General features: G+C 42.1%; 18 protein-coding genes and 1 pseudogene. 10 read left to right on the forward strand and 9 right to left on the reverse strand.

Going from position 1 to position 19,919, the window contains the following annotated elements; genetic code table 11:
- Positions 1-19 precede the first annotated feature (19 nt).
- From thiH to GD631_RS16980, 3 genes are all read left to right on the forward strand, one after another.
- Positions 20-1,144: a 2-iminoacetate synthase ThiH gene (thiH, locus tag GD631_RS16970; RefSeq protein ID WP_143258710.1), complete on the forward strand. Its 1,125-nt coding sequence runs from the start codon at positions 20-22 to the stop codon at positions 1,142-1,144.
- Between the two features lie 4 nt (positions 1,145-1,148).
- The gene (locus GD631_RS16975; protein ID WP_143258711.1) at positions 1,149-1,841 is read left to right on the forward strand and encodes a HesA/MoeB/ThiF family protein; all 693 of its coding nucleotides are present in this window, start codon (positions 1,149-1,151) and stop codon (positions 1,839-1,841) included.
- 62 nt (positions 1,842-1,903) lie between these two features.
- Positions 1,904-2,512 (forward strand): thiamine phosphate synthase, encoded by a 609-nt coding sequence (locus GD631_RS16980; RefSeq protein ID WP_004313169.1) that lies wholly within the window; start codon positions 1,904-1,906, stop codon positions 2,510-2,512.
- Between the two features lie 137 nt (positions 2,513-2,649).
- Here the strand turns inward: GD631_RS16980 and GD631_RS16985 are convergent, their stop codons facing one another.
- Complete coding sequence (locus GD631_RS16985) at positions 2,650-3,219, reverse strand: porin family protein (protein WP_143258712.1); 570 nt, start codon at positions 3,217-3,219, stop codon at positions 2,650-2,652.
- 196 nt (positions 3,220-3,415) lie between these two features.
- Positions 3,416-3,949: an outer membrane beta-barrel protein gene (locus GD631_RS16990; protein ID WP_143258713.1), complete on the reverse strand. Its 534-nt coding sequence runs from the start codon at positions 3,947-3,949 to the stop codon at positions 3,416-3,418.
- Between the two features lie 404 nt (positions 3,950-4,353).
- On the opposite strand from GD631_RS16990, the gene GD631_RS16995 reads away from it, so the two are divergent.
- Entirely contained in the window at positions 4,354-4,917 is a 564-nt protein-coding gene (locus tag GD631_RS16995) for a YdeI/OmpD-associated family protein (protein ID WP_143258714.1), read from the forward strand.
- 108 nt (positions 4,918-5,025) lie between these two features.
- Here the strand turns inward: GD631_RS16995 and ppdK are convergent, their stop codons facing one another.
- A complete protein-coding gene (gene ppdK / locus GD631_RS17000) occupies positions 5,026-7,746 on the reverse strand; it encodes a pyruvate, phosphate dikinase (protein WP_143258715.1) in 2,721 nt (906 codons plus the stop codon).
- Between the two features lie 253 nt (positions 7,747-7,999).
- Between ppdK and rlmD the strand changes: the two genes are divergently transcribed.
- Together rlmD and GD631_RS17010 are read left to right on the forward strand one after the other, a co-directional pair.
- A complete protein-coding gene (gene rlmD / locus GD631_RS17005; protein ID WP_143258771.1) occupies positions 8,000-9,364 on the forward strand; it encodes a 23S rRNA (uracil(1939)-C(5))-methyltransferase RlmD in 1,365 nt (454 codons plus the stop codon).
- 36 nt (positions 9,365-9,400) lie between these two features.
- The gene (locus GD631_RS17010) at positions 9,401-10,321 is read left to right on the forward strand and encodes an RluA family pseudouridine synthase (protein WP_143258716.1); all 921 of its coding nucleotides are present in this window, start codon (positions 9,401-9,403) and stop codon (positions 10,319-10,321) included.
- A 70-nt stretch (positions 10,322-10,391) separates the two neighbouring features.
- Here GD631_RS17010 and GD631_RS17015 read toward each other — a convergent pair whose 3' ends face one another.
- A complete protein-coding gene (locus tag GD631_RS17015) occupies positions 10,392-10,805 on the reverse strand; it encodes a hypothetical protein (RefSeq protein ID WP_143258717.1) in 414 nt (137 codons plus the stop codon).
- A gap of 111 nt (positions 10,806-10,916) precedes the next feature.
- Here GD631_RS17015 and GD631_RS17020 point away from each other — a divergent pair, with 111 nt between their 5' ends.
- The 4 genes and pseudogenes from GD631_RS17020 to GD631_RS17030 all read left to right on the forward strand — a co-directional run bounded on the left by GD631_RS17020 (position 10,917) and on the right by GD631_RS17030 (position 14,861).
- Positions 10,917-12,557 carry a B12-binding domain-containing radical SAM protein gene (locus GD631_RS17020; RefSeq protein WP_143258718.1) on the forward strand — a complete coding sequence of 547 codons (1,641 nt, stop codon included), beginning with the start codon at positions 10,917-10,919 and terminating at the stop codon, positions 12,555-12,557.
- 33 nt (positions 12,558-12,590) lie between these two features.
- Positions 12,591-12,665, forward strand: a pseudogene (locus tag GD631_RS22220) (DUF4858 domain-containing protein); the annotation flags it as partial.
- A 100-nt stretch (positions 12,666-12,765) separates the two neighbouring features.
- Positions 12,766-13,620: a type I methionyl aminopeptidase gene (map, locus tag GD631_RS17025; protein WP_143258719.1), complete on the forward strand. Its 855-nt coding sequence runs from the start codon at positions 12,766-12,768 to the stop codon at positions 13,618-13,620.
- Positions 13,620-14,861, forward strand: a complete 1,242-nt coding sequence (locus GD631_RS17030) for a DNA recombination protein RmuC (protein ID WP_143258720.1) — start codon at positions 13,620-13,622, stop codon at positions 14,859-14,861. The genes map and GD631_RS17030 overlap by 1 nt, the downstream gene beginning before the upstream one ends.
- Before the next feature lie 154 nt (positions 14,862-15,015).
- Here the strand turns inward: GD631_RS17030 and GD631_RS17035 are convergent, their stop codons facing one another.
- The 5 genes from GD631_RS17035 to GD631_RS17055 form a co-directional block, all read right to left on the reverse strand.
- A complete protein-coding gene (locus GD631_RS17035; protein WP_143258721.1) occupies positions 15,016-16,194 on the reverse strand; it encodes a cation:proton antiporter in 1,179 nt (392 codons plus the stop codon).
- 139 nt (positions 16,195-16,333) lie between these two features.
- The gene (lepA, locus tag GD631_RS17040; RefSeq protein ID WP_004312779.1) at positions 16,334-18,115 is read right to left on the reverse strand and encodes a translation elongation factor 4; all 1,782 of its coding nucleotides are present in this window, start codon (positions 18,113-18,115) and stop codon (positions 16,334-16,336) included.
- Positions 18,116-18,243: 128 nt separating this feature from the next.
- On the reverse strand, positions 18,244-18,444 hold the full coding sequence (locus GD631_RS17045; protein WP_004295603.1) for a winged helix-turn-helix domain-containing protein: 201 nt from the start codon (positions 18,442-18,444) through the stop codon (positions 18,244-18,246).
- A 154-nt stretch (positions 18,445-18,598) separates the two neighbouring features.
- Positions 18,599-19,057, reverse strand: coding sequence for a C-GCAxxG-C-C family protein (locus GD631_RS17050; protein ID WP_143258722.1), 459 nt, complete (start codon positions 19,055-19,057; stop codon positions 18,599-18,601).
- 80 nt (positions 19,058-19,137) lie between these two features.
- The gene (locus GD631_RS17055; RefSeq protein WP_143258772.1) at positions 19,138-19,899 is read right to left on the reverse strand and encodes an exodeoxyribonuclease III; all 762 of its coding nucleotides are present in this window, start codon (positions 19,897-19,899) and stop codon (positions 19,138-19,140) included.
- Between the last annotated feature and the right edge of the window lie 20 nt (positions 19,900-19,919).

Genomic DNA, 19,919 nt, shown 5'->3' on the forward strand with positions numbered 1-19,919 from the left:
TAATTTATAATTGAATAAAATGTTCTCAGACGAATTAGAAAAAATATCCTGGGAAGAGACGACAAAAGCCATCTATTCCAAGACAGATGCTGACGTACGCCGTGCGTTAGGCAAAAAAGAACATCTGGATGTCAATGACTTTATGGCGCTGATTTCACCTGCCGCCACTCCCTATCTGGAAGTGATGGCACGCCTTAGTCAGAAATATACAATGGAACGGTTCGGTAAGACAATCTCTATGTTTGTACCGCTCTACCTGACTAATTCATGTACTAATTCCTGTGTCTATTGTGGTTTTCACATCAGCAATCCGATGAAGAGAACGATACTGACAGAGGAAGAGATTGTCAATGAATACAAAGCTATCAAACGGTTGGCTCCTTTTGAGAATCTACTGCTTGTGACCGGTGAAAACCCGGCTGCAGCAGGTGTTCCATACATTGCCCGGGCGTTGGATTTGGCAAAACCTTACTTTAGCAACCTGCAGATTGAAGTAATGCCTCTTAAAGCGGAAGAATATAAAGAACTGACCAATCATGGTCTGAACGGAGTGATCTGTTTTCAGGAGACTTACCATAAAGCAAATTACAAGACGTATCATCCGAGAGGCATGAAGTCGAAATTCGAATGGCGGGTAAATGGCTTCGACCGCATGGGCCAGGCAGGTGTACACAAGATTGGCATGGGGGTCCTGATCGGCCTGGAGGAATGGAGAACCGATGTAACGATGATGGCTTATCATCTGCGTTATTTACAGAAGCATTACTGGAAAACAAAATACAGCGTAAACTTCCCACGTATGCGTCCGTCTGAAAACGGCGGATTCCAGCCGAATGTGGTCATGAACGACCGGGAACTCGCCCAACTCACATTCGCCATGCGAATCTTCGACCACGATGTAGATATCTCCTATTCCACCCGTGAGAGCGCAGAAATCCGAAACCACATGGCAACACTTGGCGTAACCACAATGAGTGCGGAAAGTAAAACTGAACCGGGAGGATATTTCAGTTATCCTCAAACCCTGGAACAATTTCATGTAAGTGATGAGCGAAAGGCGGTTGAAGTGGAACGTGATTTGAAAAAACTAGGTCGTGAACCGATCTGGAAAGATTGGGACCAGTCTTTTGATTTTAAAAGATAAACAGATGCGATACGACAGACAAATCATACTTCCCGAAATCGGAGAAGAAGGTCAGAAGAAACTGCAGGAAGCCAAAGTGCTTATTGTAGGCGTGGGAGGGTTAGGCTCTCCCATCGCTCTCTACCTGACAGGTGCAGGCGTGGGATACCTGGGGTTGGTAGATGACGACTTGGTAAGCATCAGTAACCTGCAACGACAAGTGCTCTATTCCGAAAAGGAATTAGGTAGACCGAAAGCAGTCTGTGCAGCGGAACGACTCTCCGCTCTTAACAGTGAAATCGAAATACACCCCTACTCTGCCCGGCTGACGAAAAACAATGCGCATGATATCATTCAGGAATATGATATAGTGGTGGATGGCTGCGACAACTTTGCCACCCGTTACCTGATTAACGACATTTGCATTGAACAGAAAAAGCCCTACGTATATGGTGCTATCTGCGGTTTTGAAGGACAGGTTTCTGTGTTCAACTACGGAAATCAGAAGAAAAACTACCGGGACCTTTATCCCGATGAAGAAGAAATGCAACGGATACCTCCTCCGCCCAAAGGAGTGATGGGGGTTACTCCTGCCATTGTAGGGAGCATTGAAGCTACGGAAGTACTGAAAATAATCTGTGGGTTTGGTGATGTTTTAGCCGGCGAACTATGGACAATTGACCTGCGGACATTGCAATCTAACAAATTTTCACTATAAAGGTTGGTTTCTAACACAGTTAATTAGTAACTTTGCTAGACAATCCAATTTTAACAAAAGAAATGAAACTAATTGTAGTTACCACCCCTACTTTCTTCGTCGAAGAAGATAAGATTATTACCGCTCTTTTCGAAGAGGGGCTGGATGTCCTACATCTTAGGAAGCCGGAGACTCCGGCCATGTATTCGGAACGACTATTGACACTTATTCCGGATAAATATCACCGTCGCATCGTTACACATGAGCATTTTTATCTGAAAGAAGAATTCAATCTGATGGGAATTCACCTGAATGCACGTAACCCCAAAGAGCCGCATGATTATTATGGTCATATCAGTTGCTCCTGCCATTCAGTGGAAGAGGTAAAGAATAGAAAGCACTTTTACGACTATGTTTTCATGAGTCCTATCTATGACAGTATCTCTAAAGTGAATTACTATTCAACATACACTGCCGAAGAGTTACGCGAAGCACAAAGAGCCAAGATTATCGACTCGAAAGTGATGGCATTGGGAGGTATCAATGAAGACAATTTACTGGAAATTAAGGATTTCGGTTTTGGAGGAGCTGTCGTTTTAGGAGATCTCTGGAATAGATTCGATGCCTGTCAGGATCAAAACTATTTAGCCGTAATCGAACATTTCAAAAAGCTGAAGAAGCTATCAGATTAATAAATAGCCGATAATAAAACTGGCTATGCTTTTCATTTTACCCAATAAGAAAGGCACTTTTCCCAATCATGAAATATTAAAAAAGCCGTTGCGAATTATCTTCTGCAACGGCTTTCTATATTTTCAGTGTTTTCTTATCAGAACTTATATCCTACAACAATAGAGAAGTTCATATTTTTAGGATTACCAACTTTTTGTACGTCAACCAAACCGAATTGGCCTTCCAAACCTGCAATGATTTTACCGAATTCCAATGCAACTCCAACACCAAGACCTACATCAAAACGTTTCAAAGCATCGTCACCAAACGTATCTTCCTTATACTCTACATCACCCATATCCATTTTCGATTTTCCTGCAATTCCACATGCCAAATAAGGACCTGCATTAACCACAAGATTAGTATTGTCTGCAACATTAAAACGAGCTGCAGCCATTACCGGTAATTCCAAATAATAAGCGTTGATAGTCAATTCATCTTTTTTGGCACCTTTGCTAGTCAGGTATAATGAAGGCTGCAATGACCATGTATCATTAAAAGCATATTCAAAACCTCCACCAAGTTTGAAACCAATCTTAGCATTCATATCAGCATCTCCTGTGTAATTACTGATGTTCATACCTACTTTGGCATTCCAACCTGTAATTTGAGAAAAACCTGCTACTGAAATCAGCGCAAATAAAACAAACAAAACACTCTTCTTCATAATTTTAAAGTTTTAAATTAATACTAAAGGTTTTTATTGACCTCATTGTTTAACAATGCAAATGTATAATTGTAATTTGTATTAAACAACTTTTTCGTTAACGAGTGCGTAATTTATAGAGTTTATACATAAAAAAAGGGAATTCCCTATTTTTGAGAACTCCCTTTCCTATTTTGTTGAATTACTTTTCTTCTTATCAAAATGCGTAGTGGAAACCAATTGAAAGGTCTTCGCTAGTAAGATTAAGTCCGAATGAATGCTTAATAGGAGCATAATCCCCATCATAATCCATATTTCTCCGGTAACCCAAGAAACCATACTTAGCTATAAAAGAGAAATGGTCATTCAGTTTAACTGCGATTCCCGGTCTCAAACCAACTTGACCTCTTTTAAAAGTATCTCCATCCTTCACTTTATCAAAACCGATTGAAGCGGTTCCATCTAAGAATAAACGAACAATACCACTTTCATAATAAGAGAAACGGATATACGGAGCAAAATCAAATGAATTCATAGAAACTTTGTTTGCATACTCATGTCCATACGCTAATTCAGCACCCAGCGCCCATGTTTCATTAAAGTTGTATCCGATTTCCGGAGCAATTTTAAAAGAAGTTGTGTTGCCTGTGCTGTTACGCCAAACGTTCAAAGATCCGCCTACGTAAATGTCTTGTGCTTTTACAGCGATAGTTGCTAACATCACAACTACCAATAATAAACCCTTTTTCATTTTTTTTGTTTTTTAAATTAAACGTTAGACCCCAATTCGGTCGATTGATTTCTGAGGTACAAATGTAAATCAGTTTTTATGAATGAACAAATATTTAGTTAGTTTTCTACAATAAACACCAAATAAATGTTTAACAGAGGCTCTGTACCTCTTATATAGCAGCACAAAATTCTAGCTATACGATTCTTATTCAAATGGATTGCATGTAGTGAGTGTCGCCCTGCCATAATAAGCCGAAGGATTTAAGAAGTAATGAGGACTGTTTCTTTAAGATTTAGTATCTTTGACGAGTAGTAAGCCTTTCAGCTATCAGACACAGACGCGTTTGACTAACCTTGTATAGTGTAAATGCTTCGTTATTATGAAAATAAAGGCAATAAAACAGTTAGTTTAAACGATTTGTTATGTCAATAGAAATAAAGTATTTCGAGAACAGAAAAGATTGGCGAAAGTGGTTGAATGACAACTTTGAGACTGCCAATGAAGTTTGGTTTGTATTTCCCAGTAAGTCTTCAGGCGAAAAAAGTATCACATACAACGACGCTGTTGAAGAAGCTCTTTGTTTTGAGTGGATTGACAGTACGATAAAATCGCTCGACAAAGAACATAAAATTCAGCATTTCACACCTAGAAACCCTAAAAGTACCTATTCGCAAGCCAACAAAGAAAGACTTAAGTGGTTATTGGAAAATAGGATGATACACCCTAAATTTGAGGATAAAATACGAAATGTATTGTCTGCTCCTTTCATTTTTCCCCATGATATAATTGACAGATTGAAAGAAGATAAGACAATATGGGAAAACTATCTACATTTTTCCGACGCATATAAACGTATCCGAATTGCATACATTGAAGCAGCCAGGAAACGCCCGGAAGAATTTGAAAAGCGATTAAACAACTTTATCAATAAAACGAAAGAAAATAAAAAGATCACAGGATTTGGTGGAATTGAGAAATACTATTAATCTCAACTAAAAATCAATGATAATCTAAAATAAAATAGACTGCAAATACTTTCACAAGTATTTACAGTCTATTTATCAGATAGTTAAGTACCTAACCAGTGTATTCAACTACCCTTCTATAGCTGCTTGCGCCGCCGCCAGTCTGGCAATCGGTACTCTAAATGGAGAACAACTAACGTAGTTCAAACCTACCCGGTGACAGAACTTCACTGAAGAAGGCTCACCACCATGTTCACCACAGATACCACATTTCAAGTCCGGACGGATAGCACGGCCTTTTTCTGTAGCCATACGTACCAGCTGTCCCACACCATTCTGGTCGAGAACCTGGAACGGATCTACTTTCAAAATCTTCTTTTCCAAATAAACAGGAAGGAAAGAAGCTATATCATCACGAGAATAACCGAAGGTCATCTGCGTCAAGTCATTTGTACCGAATGAGAAGAACTCGGCAGAAGAAGCAATACGGTCGGCAGTCAAAGCAGCACGCGGGATTTCGATCATTGTACCTACTTTGAAGTCAATATTATCTCCCACTTCCTCAAACAATTTCTTAGCTTCCGAACGAATCACATTTTCCTGTTCCTTGAATTCATACAAGATACCAGTCAACGGAACCATGATTTCCGGATGAGTTTCCACTCCTTCTTTCTTTAGTTCCAATGCAGCACCCAAAATAGCACGCGTCTGCATTTGAGTAATTTCAGGATAAGTATTTCCTAAACGGCAACCACGGTGACCTAACATCGGATTATGTTCACACAGTGATTCTACACGTTGCTGGATATATTGCAGGCTTACACCCATCGTATCCGCCATTTCCTGCTGTCCCTTCAAATCATGAGGAACGAACTCATGCAAAGGAGGATCGAGCAAACGAACGGTTACCGGGCAACCAGCCATTGCTTTAAAGATACCCTTGAAGTCTTCTTGTTGATATGGAAGAATCTTAGCCAATGCTTTCCGACGTCCTTCTGCATTTTCCGCCAGGATCATTTCACGCATTGCTTTGATCTTTTCGCCTTCGAAGAACATATGTTCTGTACGGCAGAGGCCGATACCTACCGCACCGAAGTTACGTGCAACTTCCGCATCATGAGGAGTGTCCGCATTGGTACGTACCTGCAAACGAGTATATTTATCAGCCAGTGTCATCAATTCGGCAAAATCACCGGAAAGCTCCGCAGCTTTCGTTTCTACCTTACCATTATATACTACACCGGTACTTCCGTTCAGAGAGATATAGTCACCTTCTTTCAGCAACACACCGTCAATCTCCACCGTACGGTTTTTATAATCAATGTTCAATGCACCCGCACCCGACACACAGCATTTACCCATACCACGAGCCACAACAGCCGCGTGAGAAGTCATACCGCCACGAGCCGTAAGAATACCTTCGGCAACTGCCATACCGGCCAAGTCTTCCGGAGAAGTTTCGATACGAACCATCACCACACGTTTACCGGCAGCATGCCATTCGGCAGCGTCATCAGCGAAGAATACAATCTGACCGGTTGCAGCACCCGGAGAAGCCGGAAGACCACGGGTCAACACTTTAGCTTTCTTCAAAGCATCCTTATCGAATACAGGGTGAAGCAGTTCATCGAGTTTATTCGGTTCTACGCGCATCAAAGCAGTCTTTTCGTCAATCATGCCCTGACGGAGCAAATCCATAGCAATCTTCACCATGGCAGCACCTGTACGCTTACCGTTACGTGTCTGGAGGAACCAGAGTTTACCTTCCTGTACGGTGAACTCCATGTCCTGCATATCCTTATAGTGATTTTCCAGTTTAGTCTGGAGAGCATCCAGTTCTTTATAGATTTCCGGCATTGCTTCTTCCATTGAAGGGAATTTCGCTGCACGAACATCTTCGGTAACGCCAGCCAATACAGCCCAACGTTGAGAACCGATCTTAGTGATCTGTTGCGGAGTACGGATACCGGCCACTACGTCTTCACCTTGTGCGTTAATCAAGTATTCACCGTTGAAAAGGTCTTCACCTGTACCGGCATCCCGTGAGAAACAAACACCTGTAGCCGAGGTTTCTCCCATATTACCGAACACCATAGCCTGTACATTGACAGCTGTACCCCATTCATCAGGTATACTTTCCATCTTACGGTAAAGGATAGCGCGTTCATTCATCCATGAATCAAATACAGCACAGATAGCTCCCCAAAGTTGTTCGTATGCACCAGTCGGGAAATCTTTTCCGGTCTGTTCCTTTACGGCAGCTTTAAATTTCTTTACGAGTTCCTGCAAGTCTTCCACTTTCAACTCGTTATCCAGTTCTACCCCTTTCGCTTTCTTCACCTCTTCGATAATTGCTTCGAACGGGTCGATATCATCTTTATTGGTAGGTTTCATGCCCAACACAACATCACCGTACATCTGTACGAAACGACGGTAAGAGTCCCATGCAAAACGTGCATTCCCCGTCTTGCGGATAATACCTTCCACCACTTCATCATTCAATCCGAGATTCAGGATCGTATCCATCATACCCGGCATAGATGCGCGTGCACCGGAACGTACAGACACCAACAAAGGATTTTCAACGTCACCGAATTTAGATTTCATCAACGCTTCCACATGAGTGATCGCTTTTACAACTTCATCTTTCAGCAACTCAACCACTTTATCACGTCCTAACGTATTGTATTCCGTACAAACATCTGTAGTTATTGTGAATCCGGGAGGGACAGGAATTCCGATTAAATTCATTTCAGCAAGGTTGGCTCCCTTACCACCGAGCAAATTCTTCATGTCAGCCTTTCCTTCTGCCTGACCATTACCAAAGGTATAAACTCTTTTTTTATCCATAATATTGTGTTTAAAGTTACATTATGACTTTTTTCTGTTCGCAAATCTAAGGATATTTCGCAAACTTGAAAACTTTTTGCGAGAAAACTTTCTATCAAAATGCAATTTCGACATTACAATCCGGAATATTTCTGTATACCCGAATTTTTTCCAAAAAAAATACCTACTTTTGCAAAGTAATTATTAGACTGGTGTAAAAGTGGCAAGAAAGAAAAAAGAGCTTCCCTTATTGGAGAAGATAACAATCATGGATGTGGCTGCCGAAGGAAAAGCCATCGCAAAAGTAAACGACCTGGTGATTTTTGTTCCCTATGTAGTGCCGGGTGATGTCGTAGACCTGCAAATCAAGCGTAAAAAGAATAAATATGCCGAAGCTGAAGCGGTGAAGTTTCACGAGCTGTCGCCCAATCGTGCTGTTCCTTTCTGCCAACATTATGGCGTATGCGGTGGCTGCAAGTGGCAAGTGCTCCCCTATTCAGAGCAGATCAGATATAAGCAAAAACAAGTGGAAGATAATTTGAGACGTATCGGAAAGATCGAACTTCCCGAGATTTCTCCGATTCTCGGTTCTGCCAAAACGGAGTTCTACAGAAACAAACTGGAGTTCACCTTCTCAAACAAACGCTGGTTGACAAACGAAGAAGTTCGTCAGGACGTGAAATATGACCAGATGAATGCGGTAGGTTTCCACATTCCGGGAGCGTTCGACAAAGTGCTGGCTATTGAGAAATGTTGGTTGCAGGATGATATATCCAACCGAATCCGGAACGCAATACGTGACTACGCTTACGAACACGATTACTCTTTTATCAATCTGCGTACACAGGAAGGCATGCTGCGGAATATGATTGTACGCACCTCCTCCACAGGAGAGCTGATGGTGATTGTTATTTGTAAGATTACGGAGGATCACGAAATGGAACTGTTCAAGCAGTTACTCCAATTCATAGCGGACTCTTTCCCCGAAATCACTTCTCTTCTATACATTATTAATAATAAGTGCAACGATACCATCAACGATTTGGATGTGTACGTCTTTAAAGGGAAAGATCACATCTTTGAAGAAATGGAAGGACTACGTTTCAAGGTCGGCCCGAAATCATTCTATCAGACTAACTCGGAACAGGCTTATAATTTATATAAAATAGCCCGTGAATTTGCCGGATTAACAGGGAACGAACTGGTATATGACCTCTATACAGGAACAGGAACAATTGCCAACTTCGTTTCACGCCAAGCCCGTCAGGTGATTGGTATCGAATACGTACCGGAAGCTATTGAAGACGCAAAGGTGAATGCAGAAATCAATAATATCAAGAATGCAATTTTTTATGCCGGTGACATGAAAGATATCCTGACACAGGATTTCATCAATCAGCATGGACGCCCCGACGTAATCATCACAGACCCTCCCCGTGCCGGTATGCACCAGGATGTGGTGGACGTCATTTTGTTTGCTGAACCGAAACGGATTGTATATGTAAGCTGTAATCCTGCTACTCAAGCGCGGGATCTGCAATTACTTGATGAGAAGTATAAGGTGAAGGCTGTTCAACCGGTAGATATGTTCCCTCACACTCACCACGTAGAAAATGTGGTATTGCTGGAACTTCGATAATCTGTGGTGAAAATAGAATCTCAAAAGAAAAAAGAAATGAAAAAAAGACCGAGAAAAACTCCTGCTGAAAAAGCACGTGCTCAATATACCAATTATGCAGTCAAAGAACCCATGGAATTAATGGAGTTCCTGGCTGCCAAGATGCCGGATGCAAGCCGTACGAAATTAAAAACATTATTAAGTAAGCGAGTGGTATTTGTTGATAATGTGATAACCACACAATTCAACTTTCCCCTTGAACCGGGCATGAAAGTGCAAATCAGCAAGCAAAAGGGAAAGAAAGAATTTAATAACAGATTACTGAAAATTGTATATGAAGACGCCTATATCATTGTTGTCGAAAAGATGCAAGGACTTCTATCCGTCAACACGGAGCGTCAGAAAGAGCGCACTGCCTACACGATACTGAATGAATATGTGCAACGCTCCGGACGTCAATTCCGTGTGTTTATCGTTCACCGCTTAGATAGAGATACTTCCGGTCTGATGATGTTTGCCAAAGATGCAAAAACGCAGCAGGTTCTACGTGACAACTGGCACGATATAGTGACCGACCGTCGGTATGTGGCTGTGGTGGAAGGAAGTATGGAAAAAGATTATGATACAGTCGTTTCCTGGTTGACTGATAAAACGCTTTACGTAAGTTCCAGTGAATATGATGACGGTGGATCAAAATCTATTACCCACTATAAGACAATCAAACGCGCTAACGGATATTCTCTGTTGGAACTCGATTTGGAAACTGGCCGAAAGAATCAGATTCGTGTACATATGCAGGATTTAGGCCATCCTATTATCGGCGACGGAAGATATGGAAGAGAGGATTCTCCCAATCCTATCGGACGCTTGGCACTCCATGCTTTCAAACTTTGTTTTTATCATCCGGTAACGGGAGATTTGATGGAGTTCGAGACGCCTTACCCGGCGGAATTTAAGAAGTTGTTTTTGAAAAGATAAATTCCTACATTCAAAAATAAAGCCAGAATCAACCATGACTCTGGCTTTATTTTTAATCTTTATCACTATTTTATTGACGACGCATATAGAATGGCTGTCCATTTATTCTATCCCTAAAATCCCGCCAATTATTATACCATGTTCCACTAAAGGTTCTATCGGTAGCTTCCGCACCCCAAATATAGGCATAAGTGTCATCACCATAAAAATACAATTCCATTGAATTATATCCTTCATCAATCCATCTCCACTCAAAAACCAAGTAATTCGGATCACCGGCAGAACCAATTGTGCCTTGATTTCTTGCGTTAAATGTCATAAGCGTACCTCTTCCCCAAGTATATGCCCCGAAATCAATTTCTTCATTCGTATACCACTCACCAGGCAGATTAAATTCTGTCTCGTCTTCACTTTCGCACGAAGTAAAGCCAACCAATAAAGTCAGCATCATCAAGATACCCGCATATCTCTTTATCATTTCCATAATTCTCTAGTTTATTGCGTTTATTAATACAAAATTAGCGTTTTTTATTTACTATACATCACAAGCCGCAAGTTTTTTGTACCTTTGCGAAGATAATATTAAAATTTCCGCATGAAACTTCTTTGGCTCGATTTAAATAGTTCGTACGCTCATTCTTCATTGGCATTACCTGCCTTACATGCCCAAATAGCAAATAATACAGACATTGAATGGTGTACGGTTTCCGCCACGATCAATGAAAACACCGGCAGTGTCGTCAATCAAATCTACCGCCATCAACCGAATATCATTGCAGCTACCAATTGGCTATTCAATCATGAACAACTCCTGCACATTGTTTCACGTGCAAAAGCATTATTACCTCACTGCTGTGTTATACTCGGAGGTCCCGAATTTTTAGGAGATAATGAAGCTTTCTTATATAAGAACAAATTTGTAAGCGGAGTGTTTCGCGGAGAAGGCGAAGAAGTATTTCCATTATGGTTAAAAGTGTGGAATCAGCCAAGAAAGGGATGGAAATCAATCACAGGACTCTGTTATCTGAATGAATCGGGAGAATATCAGGACAACGGGCTCGCCCGCGTCATGAACTTTTCAGAATTGGTTCCTCCTGAAAAAAGCCGTTTCTTCAATTGGAGCAAACCATTTGTGCAGTTAGAAACTACCCGGGGATGTTTTAACACCTGTGCTTTTTGTGTCAGTGGAGGTGAAAAGCCGGTTCGTACCCTATCTCTCGAAGCAATCAAAGAACGTCTCGACGTGATACACGAACACGGAATCAAAAACGTGCGAGTACTGGACCGTACTTTCAATTACAATAATAAACGGGCAAAAGACCTACTAAATTTATTCTGCGAATACCCGGATATTTGTTTCCATCTGGAAATTCATCCGGCACTACTTTCTGACGAATTAAAACAGGAATTAGCCACTCTGCCTAAAGGTCTGCTACATCTGGAAGCCGGTATTCAAAGTCTTCGGGAAAACGTGCTTGAACAAAGCCGGAGAATAGGAAAACTATCCGATGCCCTGGCCGGACTCCACTATCTATGTTCACTTGAAAACATGGAAACTCATGCCGACTTGATAGCTGGACTTCCACTCTACCATCTTTCAGAAATATTCGACGATGTCCGTACTTTAGCAGAGTATGGCGCAGGAGAAATCCAACTGGAATCCCTGAAATTACTTCCGGGCACCGAAATGCGAAGAAGAGCGGACGAGTTAGGTATACAGTATTCTCCACTTCCTCCATACGAAGTACTCCAGACTCGTGAAATCACGGTAGATGAGTTACAAACAGCACATTATCTGTCCCGCCTGTTAGACGGTTTCTATAACACTCCCACTTGGCGAAACATCACACGTATACTAATTTTGGAGAACCCACATTTCATACATGACCTACTCAACCATTTGGTCCGGACAGATGTCATCGACACTCCTCTTAGCCTGGAAAGGAGAGGATTAATCCTCTATGATTTCTGCAAGAATCATTATCCCGACTACCTGACACAAGTCAGTATTGCATGGATAGAAGCAGGTATGTCATTAAAAAAAGCTCCGGCAGAAAAAGTAAGAACCAAAAGACAATTACCTCCTGCAAGTTGGGAAGTAGTATACGGTGCATACCGCGAAAATCTACGACTATGTTTCCTCCCTGTCGATGAAGAAGGGCATGGCTACTGGTTTGGCTTTGAATCGGAAATTCAGAAGATACAACCGGTTTTCAAAGCTAAAAAATTATCATAAACAAAAGAGAAGTATTCCCATATTATGTGAAATATGCAATACCAATATAACGCTATACGAAAAAGATGGGAATGGATACCTCAAGTCAGCGTTTCATACGAATGGTAAATCCTATTGATAATTGAGGATCGAAAAGTTTTAGAAAGCAAGAAAGCATATTTTCCATTTATTCTCGTACCTTTGTCATACGATTAAATATGCTATCATAATGAAGAACTTTATCAAGGGATTCCGGTTTACCCCCTCTAATTATCCGGCAGAAGTAGAAGCAAAAATACAGAAATACAGAAAACAAGGTTATAAACTTCCTCCCCGTAAAGTACTCCGTACTCCCGAACAACTGGAAGGTATTCGGGAAAGTGCAAAAATCAATACGGCACTGCTGGATTACATTTCAGAAAATATCCGGGAAGGGATGTCCACTGAAGAGATTGATGTATTGGTATATGATTTCACCACCAGCCACGGCGCTATCCCTGCCCCACTCAACTACGAAGGATTTCCCAAAAGCGTTTGCACAAGCATCAACGAAGTTGTGTGCCATGGAATACCTAATAAAAATGAGATTCTAAAAAGCGGAGACATTATCAATGTGGACGTTTCTACCATTTATAAAGGATATTTCTCCGATGCATCCCGTATGTTTATGATTGGCGATGTCAATCCTGACATGCAAAGATTAGTACAAGTCACCAAAGAGTGTATGGAAATAGGTATTGCCGCCGCACAACCCTGGAAACAACTGGGTGATATAGGTGCGGCCATCCAGGAACATGCAGAAAAGAACGGGTTCAGCGTAGTTCGTGATCTCTGCGGACATGGTGTAGGCATGCAATTCCATGAAGAACCGGACGTAGAGCATTTCGGCCGACGGGGTACGGGCATGATGATCGTACCGGGAATGACCTTTACCATCGAACCCATGATTAACATGGGAACCTACGAAGTCTTTGTAGATGATGCCGACGGATGGACTGTCTGCACCGACGACGGACTGCCTTCCGCCCAATGGGAAAACATGATTCTGATTACTGAAACCGGAAACGAAATTCTGACGTATTAATGGAACTGATTCTACTTATTGTCATTGCCATATCAGTGATAGTCCTACTTGTATTATCACTAACCAAAGGCAACAATCAAGCCCAAGCAGAACAACTACAAATAGCCTTGCGTCAACAAATGCAGGAGAACCGGGAAGAACTGAACCGCAGCATCCGGGAACTCCGCATGGAAATGACGCAAACGCTGAACCAGAATATGCAGCAGCTCCAAGACGTTCTGCACAAGAATATGATGACCAGCGGCGAATTGCAACGACAAAAATTTGACACAATGGCCCGCCAACAGGAAACATTACTGAAATCCACCGAGAAACGACTGGATGACATGCGCCTGATGGTGGAAGAAAAGCTGCAAAAGACACTGAATGAACGCATCGGACAATCATTCGAAATCGTTCGTTCGCAACTTGAAAACGTACAGAAAGGACTGGGAGAAATGAAATCCCTGGCCCAAGATGTCGGCGGACTCAAAAAGGTATTGAGCAATGTGAAAATGAGGGGAACATTCGGTGAAGTTCAACTGGGTGCACTCTTAGAACAGATGATGAGCCCTGAACAGTATGACGCCAACGTAAAAACGAAAAAGAGCGGAACTGAGTTTGTAGAATTTGCCATTAAACTTCCGGGAAAAGACGATGCCAACAGCACTGTCTACCTCCCTATCGACGCCAAATTTCCCAAAGACGTATACGAGCAGTATTACGATGCGTTCGAAGCAGGAGACACAGCATTGATGGAATCGTCCGGCAAACAACTGGAGAATACGATCAAGAAGATGGCAAAAGATATCCATGAAAAATATGTAGATCCGCCTTTTACCACAGATTTTGCCATCATGTTCTTACCGTTTGAAAGTATTTATGCAGAAGTAATTCGTCGTACAAGTCTTGTTGAAACGCTACAGAAAGAATATAAAATTGTAGTTACGGGACCGACAACATTAGGAGCTATTCTCAATAGCCTTCAAATGGGATTCCGTACATTGGCTATCCAAAAACGTACCGGAGAAGTCTGGACCGTATTAGGAGCTGTTAAAACGGAATTCAGCAAATTCGGAGGATTACTCGAGAAAGTACAAAAAAACCTGCAAAGTGCCGGCGACCAACTCGAAGAAGTGATGGGAAAACGAACACGTGCCATCGAACGCAAACTGCGGCAAGTGGAACAGTTGCCACACGAAGAAAGCCAGAAAATTCTACCGATCGACGGAATAGAAGACGAATTTGTAGACGAACCATAAATCAGTATCCCCCCTTCATCACACTCTTCCCCTATAAAGGAACCAAGTAAAATGAAGGGGGATTTTGTATACCTTATAATCTAAATATATCGTCATTATTAGTTTATATAATAATGTAAGACTATTTTGCAGGGGTACACTTACACCCATTATCTTAATCAGTATAACTTCGCAAAGCCAAGTTCTTCACCCACAATACAAAGATACCGGTCAGAATCAGATTCAACACCAGAGTAAGCACAGAAATCACCAATGCCGGTCCACCCAAGTTATAACCCAATGCTATGAAAATAATTCCGGCTCCTACCTCACCACGGGTAAACATACCGATAGAAAGAGCCAGTCGCTCACTTAATTTCCGGTCACGGTAAAAGAACATCGGACAAAGCTTTCCTATATTCGACAATAAAGAGACAATCACCACATGAAACAGAATCATTCCCCACGACATCATCTCCTGCGAACCGGTGACGGAATAAGCACCTGCGTGAGTCTCCGCAAAGTTCACTCCAATAAAATGCGGCATACTCATCCCTACCAGGAACATAAAGAAAAATGAAATTCCGGTAGAAACCTTTCGTTCCACGGGCGTGTCATGTTCCTTATGTTTCATAATCATACCCAACACAAATGCAGGCAACAGGACTTCAATATGAATGCTTCCCTCCTCCCCATACAATTCCTTACTACCGAGATAAAGAATTTGAGTAGCCAAAAATACGATTATCGAATAGAAAAGGATAGCCTTCCAGTCCTGACGCCAATCGTATTTATTCAGCCTTTGCCAGCCGATTGATAATAACAGGAACACAATCACTACCACAATAATCAACTGCCAGCGCAGCCCGATCATCATAATCTGAAGAGGAATCATCAAAAGAATCGTATCCAAATCATCGAAAATAGCCAATACCTGTATCTTCTTATAAATCCAACTGGACTTTAGCCCGATAGCCGCCAACATCGTAAACAAAATACCGGCTGATGTCGGTGCGGCAAAACGGCTTAACAGCAAATTCTCCTTCCATGCTTCCCAACTATTCCAAAAATCGGGCGGAAGCAATATAAACACATAATAAATGGCAATCATAAACCACGGCAAAGCAGCCGTAGCCATTGCAATAAAATAATCCTGGGCGTAACTTTTCCACCGTGTCTTATCAAGAACAAATTCACGGCCTACATTAATCATTATAAAACTAAGGCATACATAGAGTAGTACATTCGAAATGGATTTAACGGCTCCATAGCCATCGCCTGCCATCATCGGCAGGAATTGCGAAATGACGAGCCCCAACATCAGGAAGCCCGAAAAAGACAGAACTTTTCTCATATTTATAGTTGTTTGTTTCTAAAAAGTGATTGCCAAGGAAAGCTCTGCAGACAGAAGGCAATCACCTGGTGTATTAAAAACTAACCGCAAGTCAATTTGTTCAGAACATATCTCTGAAAAATTGCTTGCGGCAATATTTCTAATCCAGCTTCAATACGGCGAGGAAGGCTTTCTGCGGCACTTCCACGTTACCGATTTGTTTCATTCGTTTTTTACCTCTTTTCTGTTTTTCAAGCAGTTTACGTTTACGGCTCACGTCGCCACCATAACACTTCGCGGTCACATCCTTACGAACCGCCTTAATGGTTTCACGAGAAATAATCTTCGCTCCGATAGCTGCCTGAATGGCAATATCAAACTGTTGACGCGGAATAAGTTCCTTCAACTTCTCACACATCCGGCGTCCCATATCGTAAGCATTGTCAATATGTGTCAAAGTGGAAAGCGCATCCACAGGCTCACCGTTCAAGAGTATATCCAACTTCACCAATTTAGAAGTACGGAAACCATTCGGATGATAATCAAACGAGGCATACCCTTTGGAAATACTCTTCAACTTATCATAAAAGTCAATCACAATTTCTCCCAAAGGCATATTATAGTAGATTTCCACCCGGTTACCGGAGATATATTCCTGTTTGATCAATTCACCACGTTTACCCAGACAAAGCGTCATAATAGGACCAATATAATCGGTAGTAGTAATAATAGACGCTTTGATATACGGCTCTTCGATATGATCAATCATGGTCGGGTCGGGCATACCACCAGGGTTGTGCACTTCCTTCATATTACCTTGTTTATCATATATATGGTAAGAAACGTTCGGCACCGTAGTAATCACATTCATATCAAACTCACGGTCCAGGCGTTCCTGCACAATCTCCATGTGGAGCAATCCGAGGAAACCACAACGGAAACCAAACCCCAGAGCCAACGAAGATTCCGGCTGGAAAGTCAAAGACGCGTCATTCAACTGCAACTTCTCCAAAGACGCACGAAGATCTTCAAAATCCTCCGCCTCAATCGGATAAACTCCGGCAAACACCATCGGCTTCACTTCCTCAAAACCGGCAATAGCCTTTTCACACGGACGGGCAATATGCGTAATGGTATCTCCCACTTTCACCTCCTTAGAAGTTTTGATACCGGAAATAATATATCCTACATCGCCCGTACGAAGTTCGTTACGAGGCACCATATCCATTTTCAACACCCCTACTTCATCAGCATCATACTCTTTTCCCGTATTGAAGAACTTCACCTTGTCTCCCTTGCGAATCATACCGTTTTCAATCTTGAAATAAGCAATAATTCCGCGGAAAGAATTGAATACAGAGTCGAAAATCAAAGCCTGCAACGGCGCCTCTTCATCTCCTTCGGGATGAGGAATCCGCTCAATCACAGCCGCCAGTATCTCTTCCACTCCCATCCCCGTTTTGCCGGACGCACGGATTACTTCCTCCCGTTTACAGCCCAACAATTCAACAATCTCGTCTTCCACTTCTTCGGGATTGGCGCTTGCCATGTCACATTTATTAATCACCGGAATAATCTCAAGGTCATGCTCAATGGCCATATACAGATTCGAAATCGTCTGCGCCTGCACTCCCTGTGAAGCATCGACAATCAGCAACGCACCTTCACATGCAGCAATAGAACGCGATACCTCATACGAAAAGTCCACATGTCCCGGGGTGTCAATCAAGTTAAGGATATACTTCTCACCCTGATAAGTATATTCCATCTGGATAGCATGGCTCTTGATAGTGATCCCTCTTTCCTTCTCCAGATCCATATTATCAAGCATCTGCCCGGAAGTCACCTGAATGGTATGTGTAAACTCCAACAAACGGTCAGCCAAAGTCGACTTACCGTGATCAATATGAGCAATAATGCAAAAGTTGCGTATATTCTTCATTCTGAATTCTTATTATTTTATCTTTTTGGTGTGCAAAGATACGTAAATGGCGGAATAAAAAAAAATGCGTTGATAACATTATGATCATGTACCAACGCATTTTTTTATTGCTTAAGTGAGTTACTCGCTTAGATCAATTTGATGAAGAGTTCACCTTCAACTTCTTCCACAGAGACTTTGTCTTCTCTCAATAACCAGCCAAGGCCGAGAAACAGATCTTTGTCAACCAATTTAGTTGCTTTTTTAAGCTGCTTGGCAGTCATTCCTTCTGTTTCGTTCAGTGCATTCCAGATAGTACCTGCAATTACACCAGCTTTTTCTTTCAACATTTGCTTTGCAATTTTAGTTAGACATGCATAAAATCTTTCCAGCCAAAAGACTTTCAGATTTTATTTCGGAGGCAAAGATAGTTATTTTTATGTTATATAACATTTTATTGAGCACTTTTTTACCGTTTTTGTAATAAAAAAGCATTTTAGGACCTTATTTGGGATGCTTTTCGAGATATTCAGACCAAATTCTTGCCGCTTCTTCGACCATTTTTGCACAGGGACGCTTGCTATAATATTGAGTAGTACGCTCTTCCGGAATAGTGGAAACCGGCTCTTTTTTCTTTAATCCCAACAATTCGCCACAAATCAACGAGCCGTTACGCTTCTTAAATTCAGCCGCCAATTCTTGCACTACCGCATAATTGGCAGCTTTTCCTTCCCGGTCAGTTGCTTCCGTAGCACCGGTTTCCAAGCCTGCCACCAGAAACATGCCGCAGGCAGCCCCACACGTTTCACGCATCCGTCCGATGCCCCCGCCAAAAGAAGCACTCATACGCAATGCCTGTTCCTGTGTAAATCCATACATGTCCGCAAAAGCCGCTACTACCGACTGCGAGCAGTTATATCCACTCTTAAAAAGCTCCACCGCTTTCTGTATTCTATCTTCCATAAACTATTTTGCATTTTTAAGGTGTCTGCCTCTGCGAGTTTCGCGACGGAAGAGACACCCGTAAATTGAGTATTACCATTCTATAATATTTCCAAAGCCATTGGACAATGGTCGGAATGTACGGCCTCATTCAAGATATACGCCCGTTTCAACAGCGGGCGTACCGGCTCACTGACCATACAATAATCGATTCTCCAGCCTTTATTCTTGGCACGCGAATTAAAGCGATAGCTCCACCAGGTATATTCCTGTCTCTCCGGACAAAGCGTACGGAAAGAGTCCACATATCCCGCAGACAGGAAACGCGTCATCCATTCCCGTTCTTCAGGAAGGAAACCGCTGTTGGTCGCGTTCCGGACAGGGTCATGAATATCAATCGGCTCATGGCAGATATTATAATCACCACAAAGAATCAAGTTGGGACGAGACTTCTGCAACTCCATCACATATTTCTGGAAATCTTCCAACCACACCATTTTAAAGGCCTGGCGTTCATCCCCGCTTGTTCCCGAAGGATGGTAAACGCTGACCACCGACAAGTCACCGAAGTCCGCACGGATGAAACGTCCTTCATTGTCATATACTTCCATTCCCATACCGTATTCCACATGGTCCGGTTCCCGCTTGGTAAGTATGGCCACCCCACTGTATCCTTTTTTCTGTGCGGAATACAAATAAGACTTGTAGCCCAACGCTTCAAACACTTCTCCCGGATATTGGTCCGGTTGCAGTTTCGTCTCTTGCAGACAAAGAATATCAGGATTCTCCTGCGCCAGCCATTCCGGTAATCCTTTAGATACGGCAGCGCGTAGTCCGTTCACGTTATAAGTAATAATCTTCATCATTCTATATTTATAAATTC

The sequence above is a fragment of the Bacteroides luhongzhouii genome (assembly GCF_009193295.2).
Lineage (GTDB): Bacteria > Bacteroidota > Bacteroidia > Bacteroidales > Bacteroidaceae > Bacteroides > Bacteroides luhongzhouii.

Excerpts from the sequence above, each read along its gene's own strand:
- GD631_RS16990 (WP_143258713.1), bottom strand. The coding sequence starts at position 3,949 with ATGAAAAAGGGTTTATTATTGGTAGTTGTGATGTTAGCAACTATCGCT.
- GD631_RS17055 (WP_143258772.1), bottom strand. The coding sequence starts at position 19,899 with ATGAAGATTATTACTTATAACGTGAACGGACTACGCGCTGCCGTATCT.
- ppdK (WP_143258715.1), bottom strand. The coding sequence starts at position 7,746 with ATGGATAAAAAAAGAGTTTATACCTTTGGTAATGGTCAGGCAGAAGGA.
- GD631_RS16980 (WP_004313169.1), top strand. The coding sequence starts at position 1,904 with ATGAAACTAATTGTAGTTACCACCCCTACTTTCTTCGTCGAAGAAGAT.
- GD631_RS17050 (WP_143258722.1), bottom strand. The coding sequence starts at position 19,057 with ATGGAAGATAGAATACAGAAAGCGGTGGAGCTTTTTAAGAGTGGATAT.
- GD631_RS17015 (WP_143258717.1), bottom strand. The coding sequence starts at position 10,805 with ATGGAAATGATAAAGAGATATGCGGGTATCTTGATGATGCTGACTTTA.
- GD631_RS17030 (WP_143258720.1), top strand. The coding sequence starts at position 13,620 with ATGGAACTGATTCTACTTATTGTCATTGCCATATCAGTGATAGTCCTA.
- lepA (WP_004312779.1), bottom strand. The coding sequence starts at position 18,115 with ATGAAGAATATACGCAACTTTTGCATTATTGCTCATATTGATCACGGT.
- GD631_RS16995 (WP_143258714.1), top strand. The coding sequence starts at position 4,354 with ATGTCAATAGAAATAAAGTATTTCGAGAACAGAAAAGATTGGCGAAAG.
- GD631_RS17010 (WP_143258716.1), top strand. The coding sequence starts at position 9,401 with ATGAAAAAAAGACCGAGAAAAACTCCTGCTGAAAAAGCACGTGCTCAA.
- thiH (WP_143258710.1), top strand. The coding sequence starts at position 20 with ATGTTCTCAGACGAATTAGAAAAAATATCCTGGGAAGAGACGACAAAA.
- GD631_RS17035 (WP_143258721.1), bottom strand. The coding sequence starts at position 16,194 with ATGAGAAAAGTTCTGTCTTTTTCGGGCTTCCTGATGTTGGGGCTCGTC.
- GD631_RS16985 (WP_143258712.1), bottom strand. The coding sequence starts at position 3,219 with ATGAAGAAGAGTGTTTTGTTTGTTTTATTTGCGCTGATTTCAGTAGCA.
- GD631_RS16975 (WP_143258711.1), top strand. The coding sequence starts at position 1,149 with ATGCGATACGACAGACAAATCATACTTCCCGAAATCGGAGAAGAAGGT.
- GD631_RS17020 (WP_143258718.1), top strand. The coding sequence starts at position 10,917 with ATGAAACTTCTTTGGCTCGATTTAAATAGTTCGTACGCTCATTCTTCA.
- map (WP_143258719.1), top strand. The coding sequence starts at position 12,766 with ATGAAGAACTTTATCAAGGGATTCCGGTTTACCCCCTCTAATTATCCG.
- GD631_RS17045 (WP_004295603.1), bottom strand. The coding sequence starts at position 18,444 with ATGTTGAAAGAAAAAGCTGGTGTAATTGCAGGTACTATCTGGAATGCA.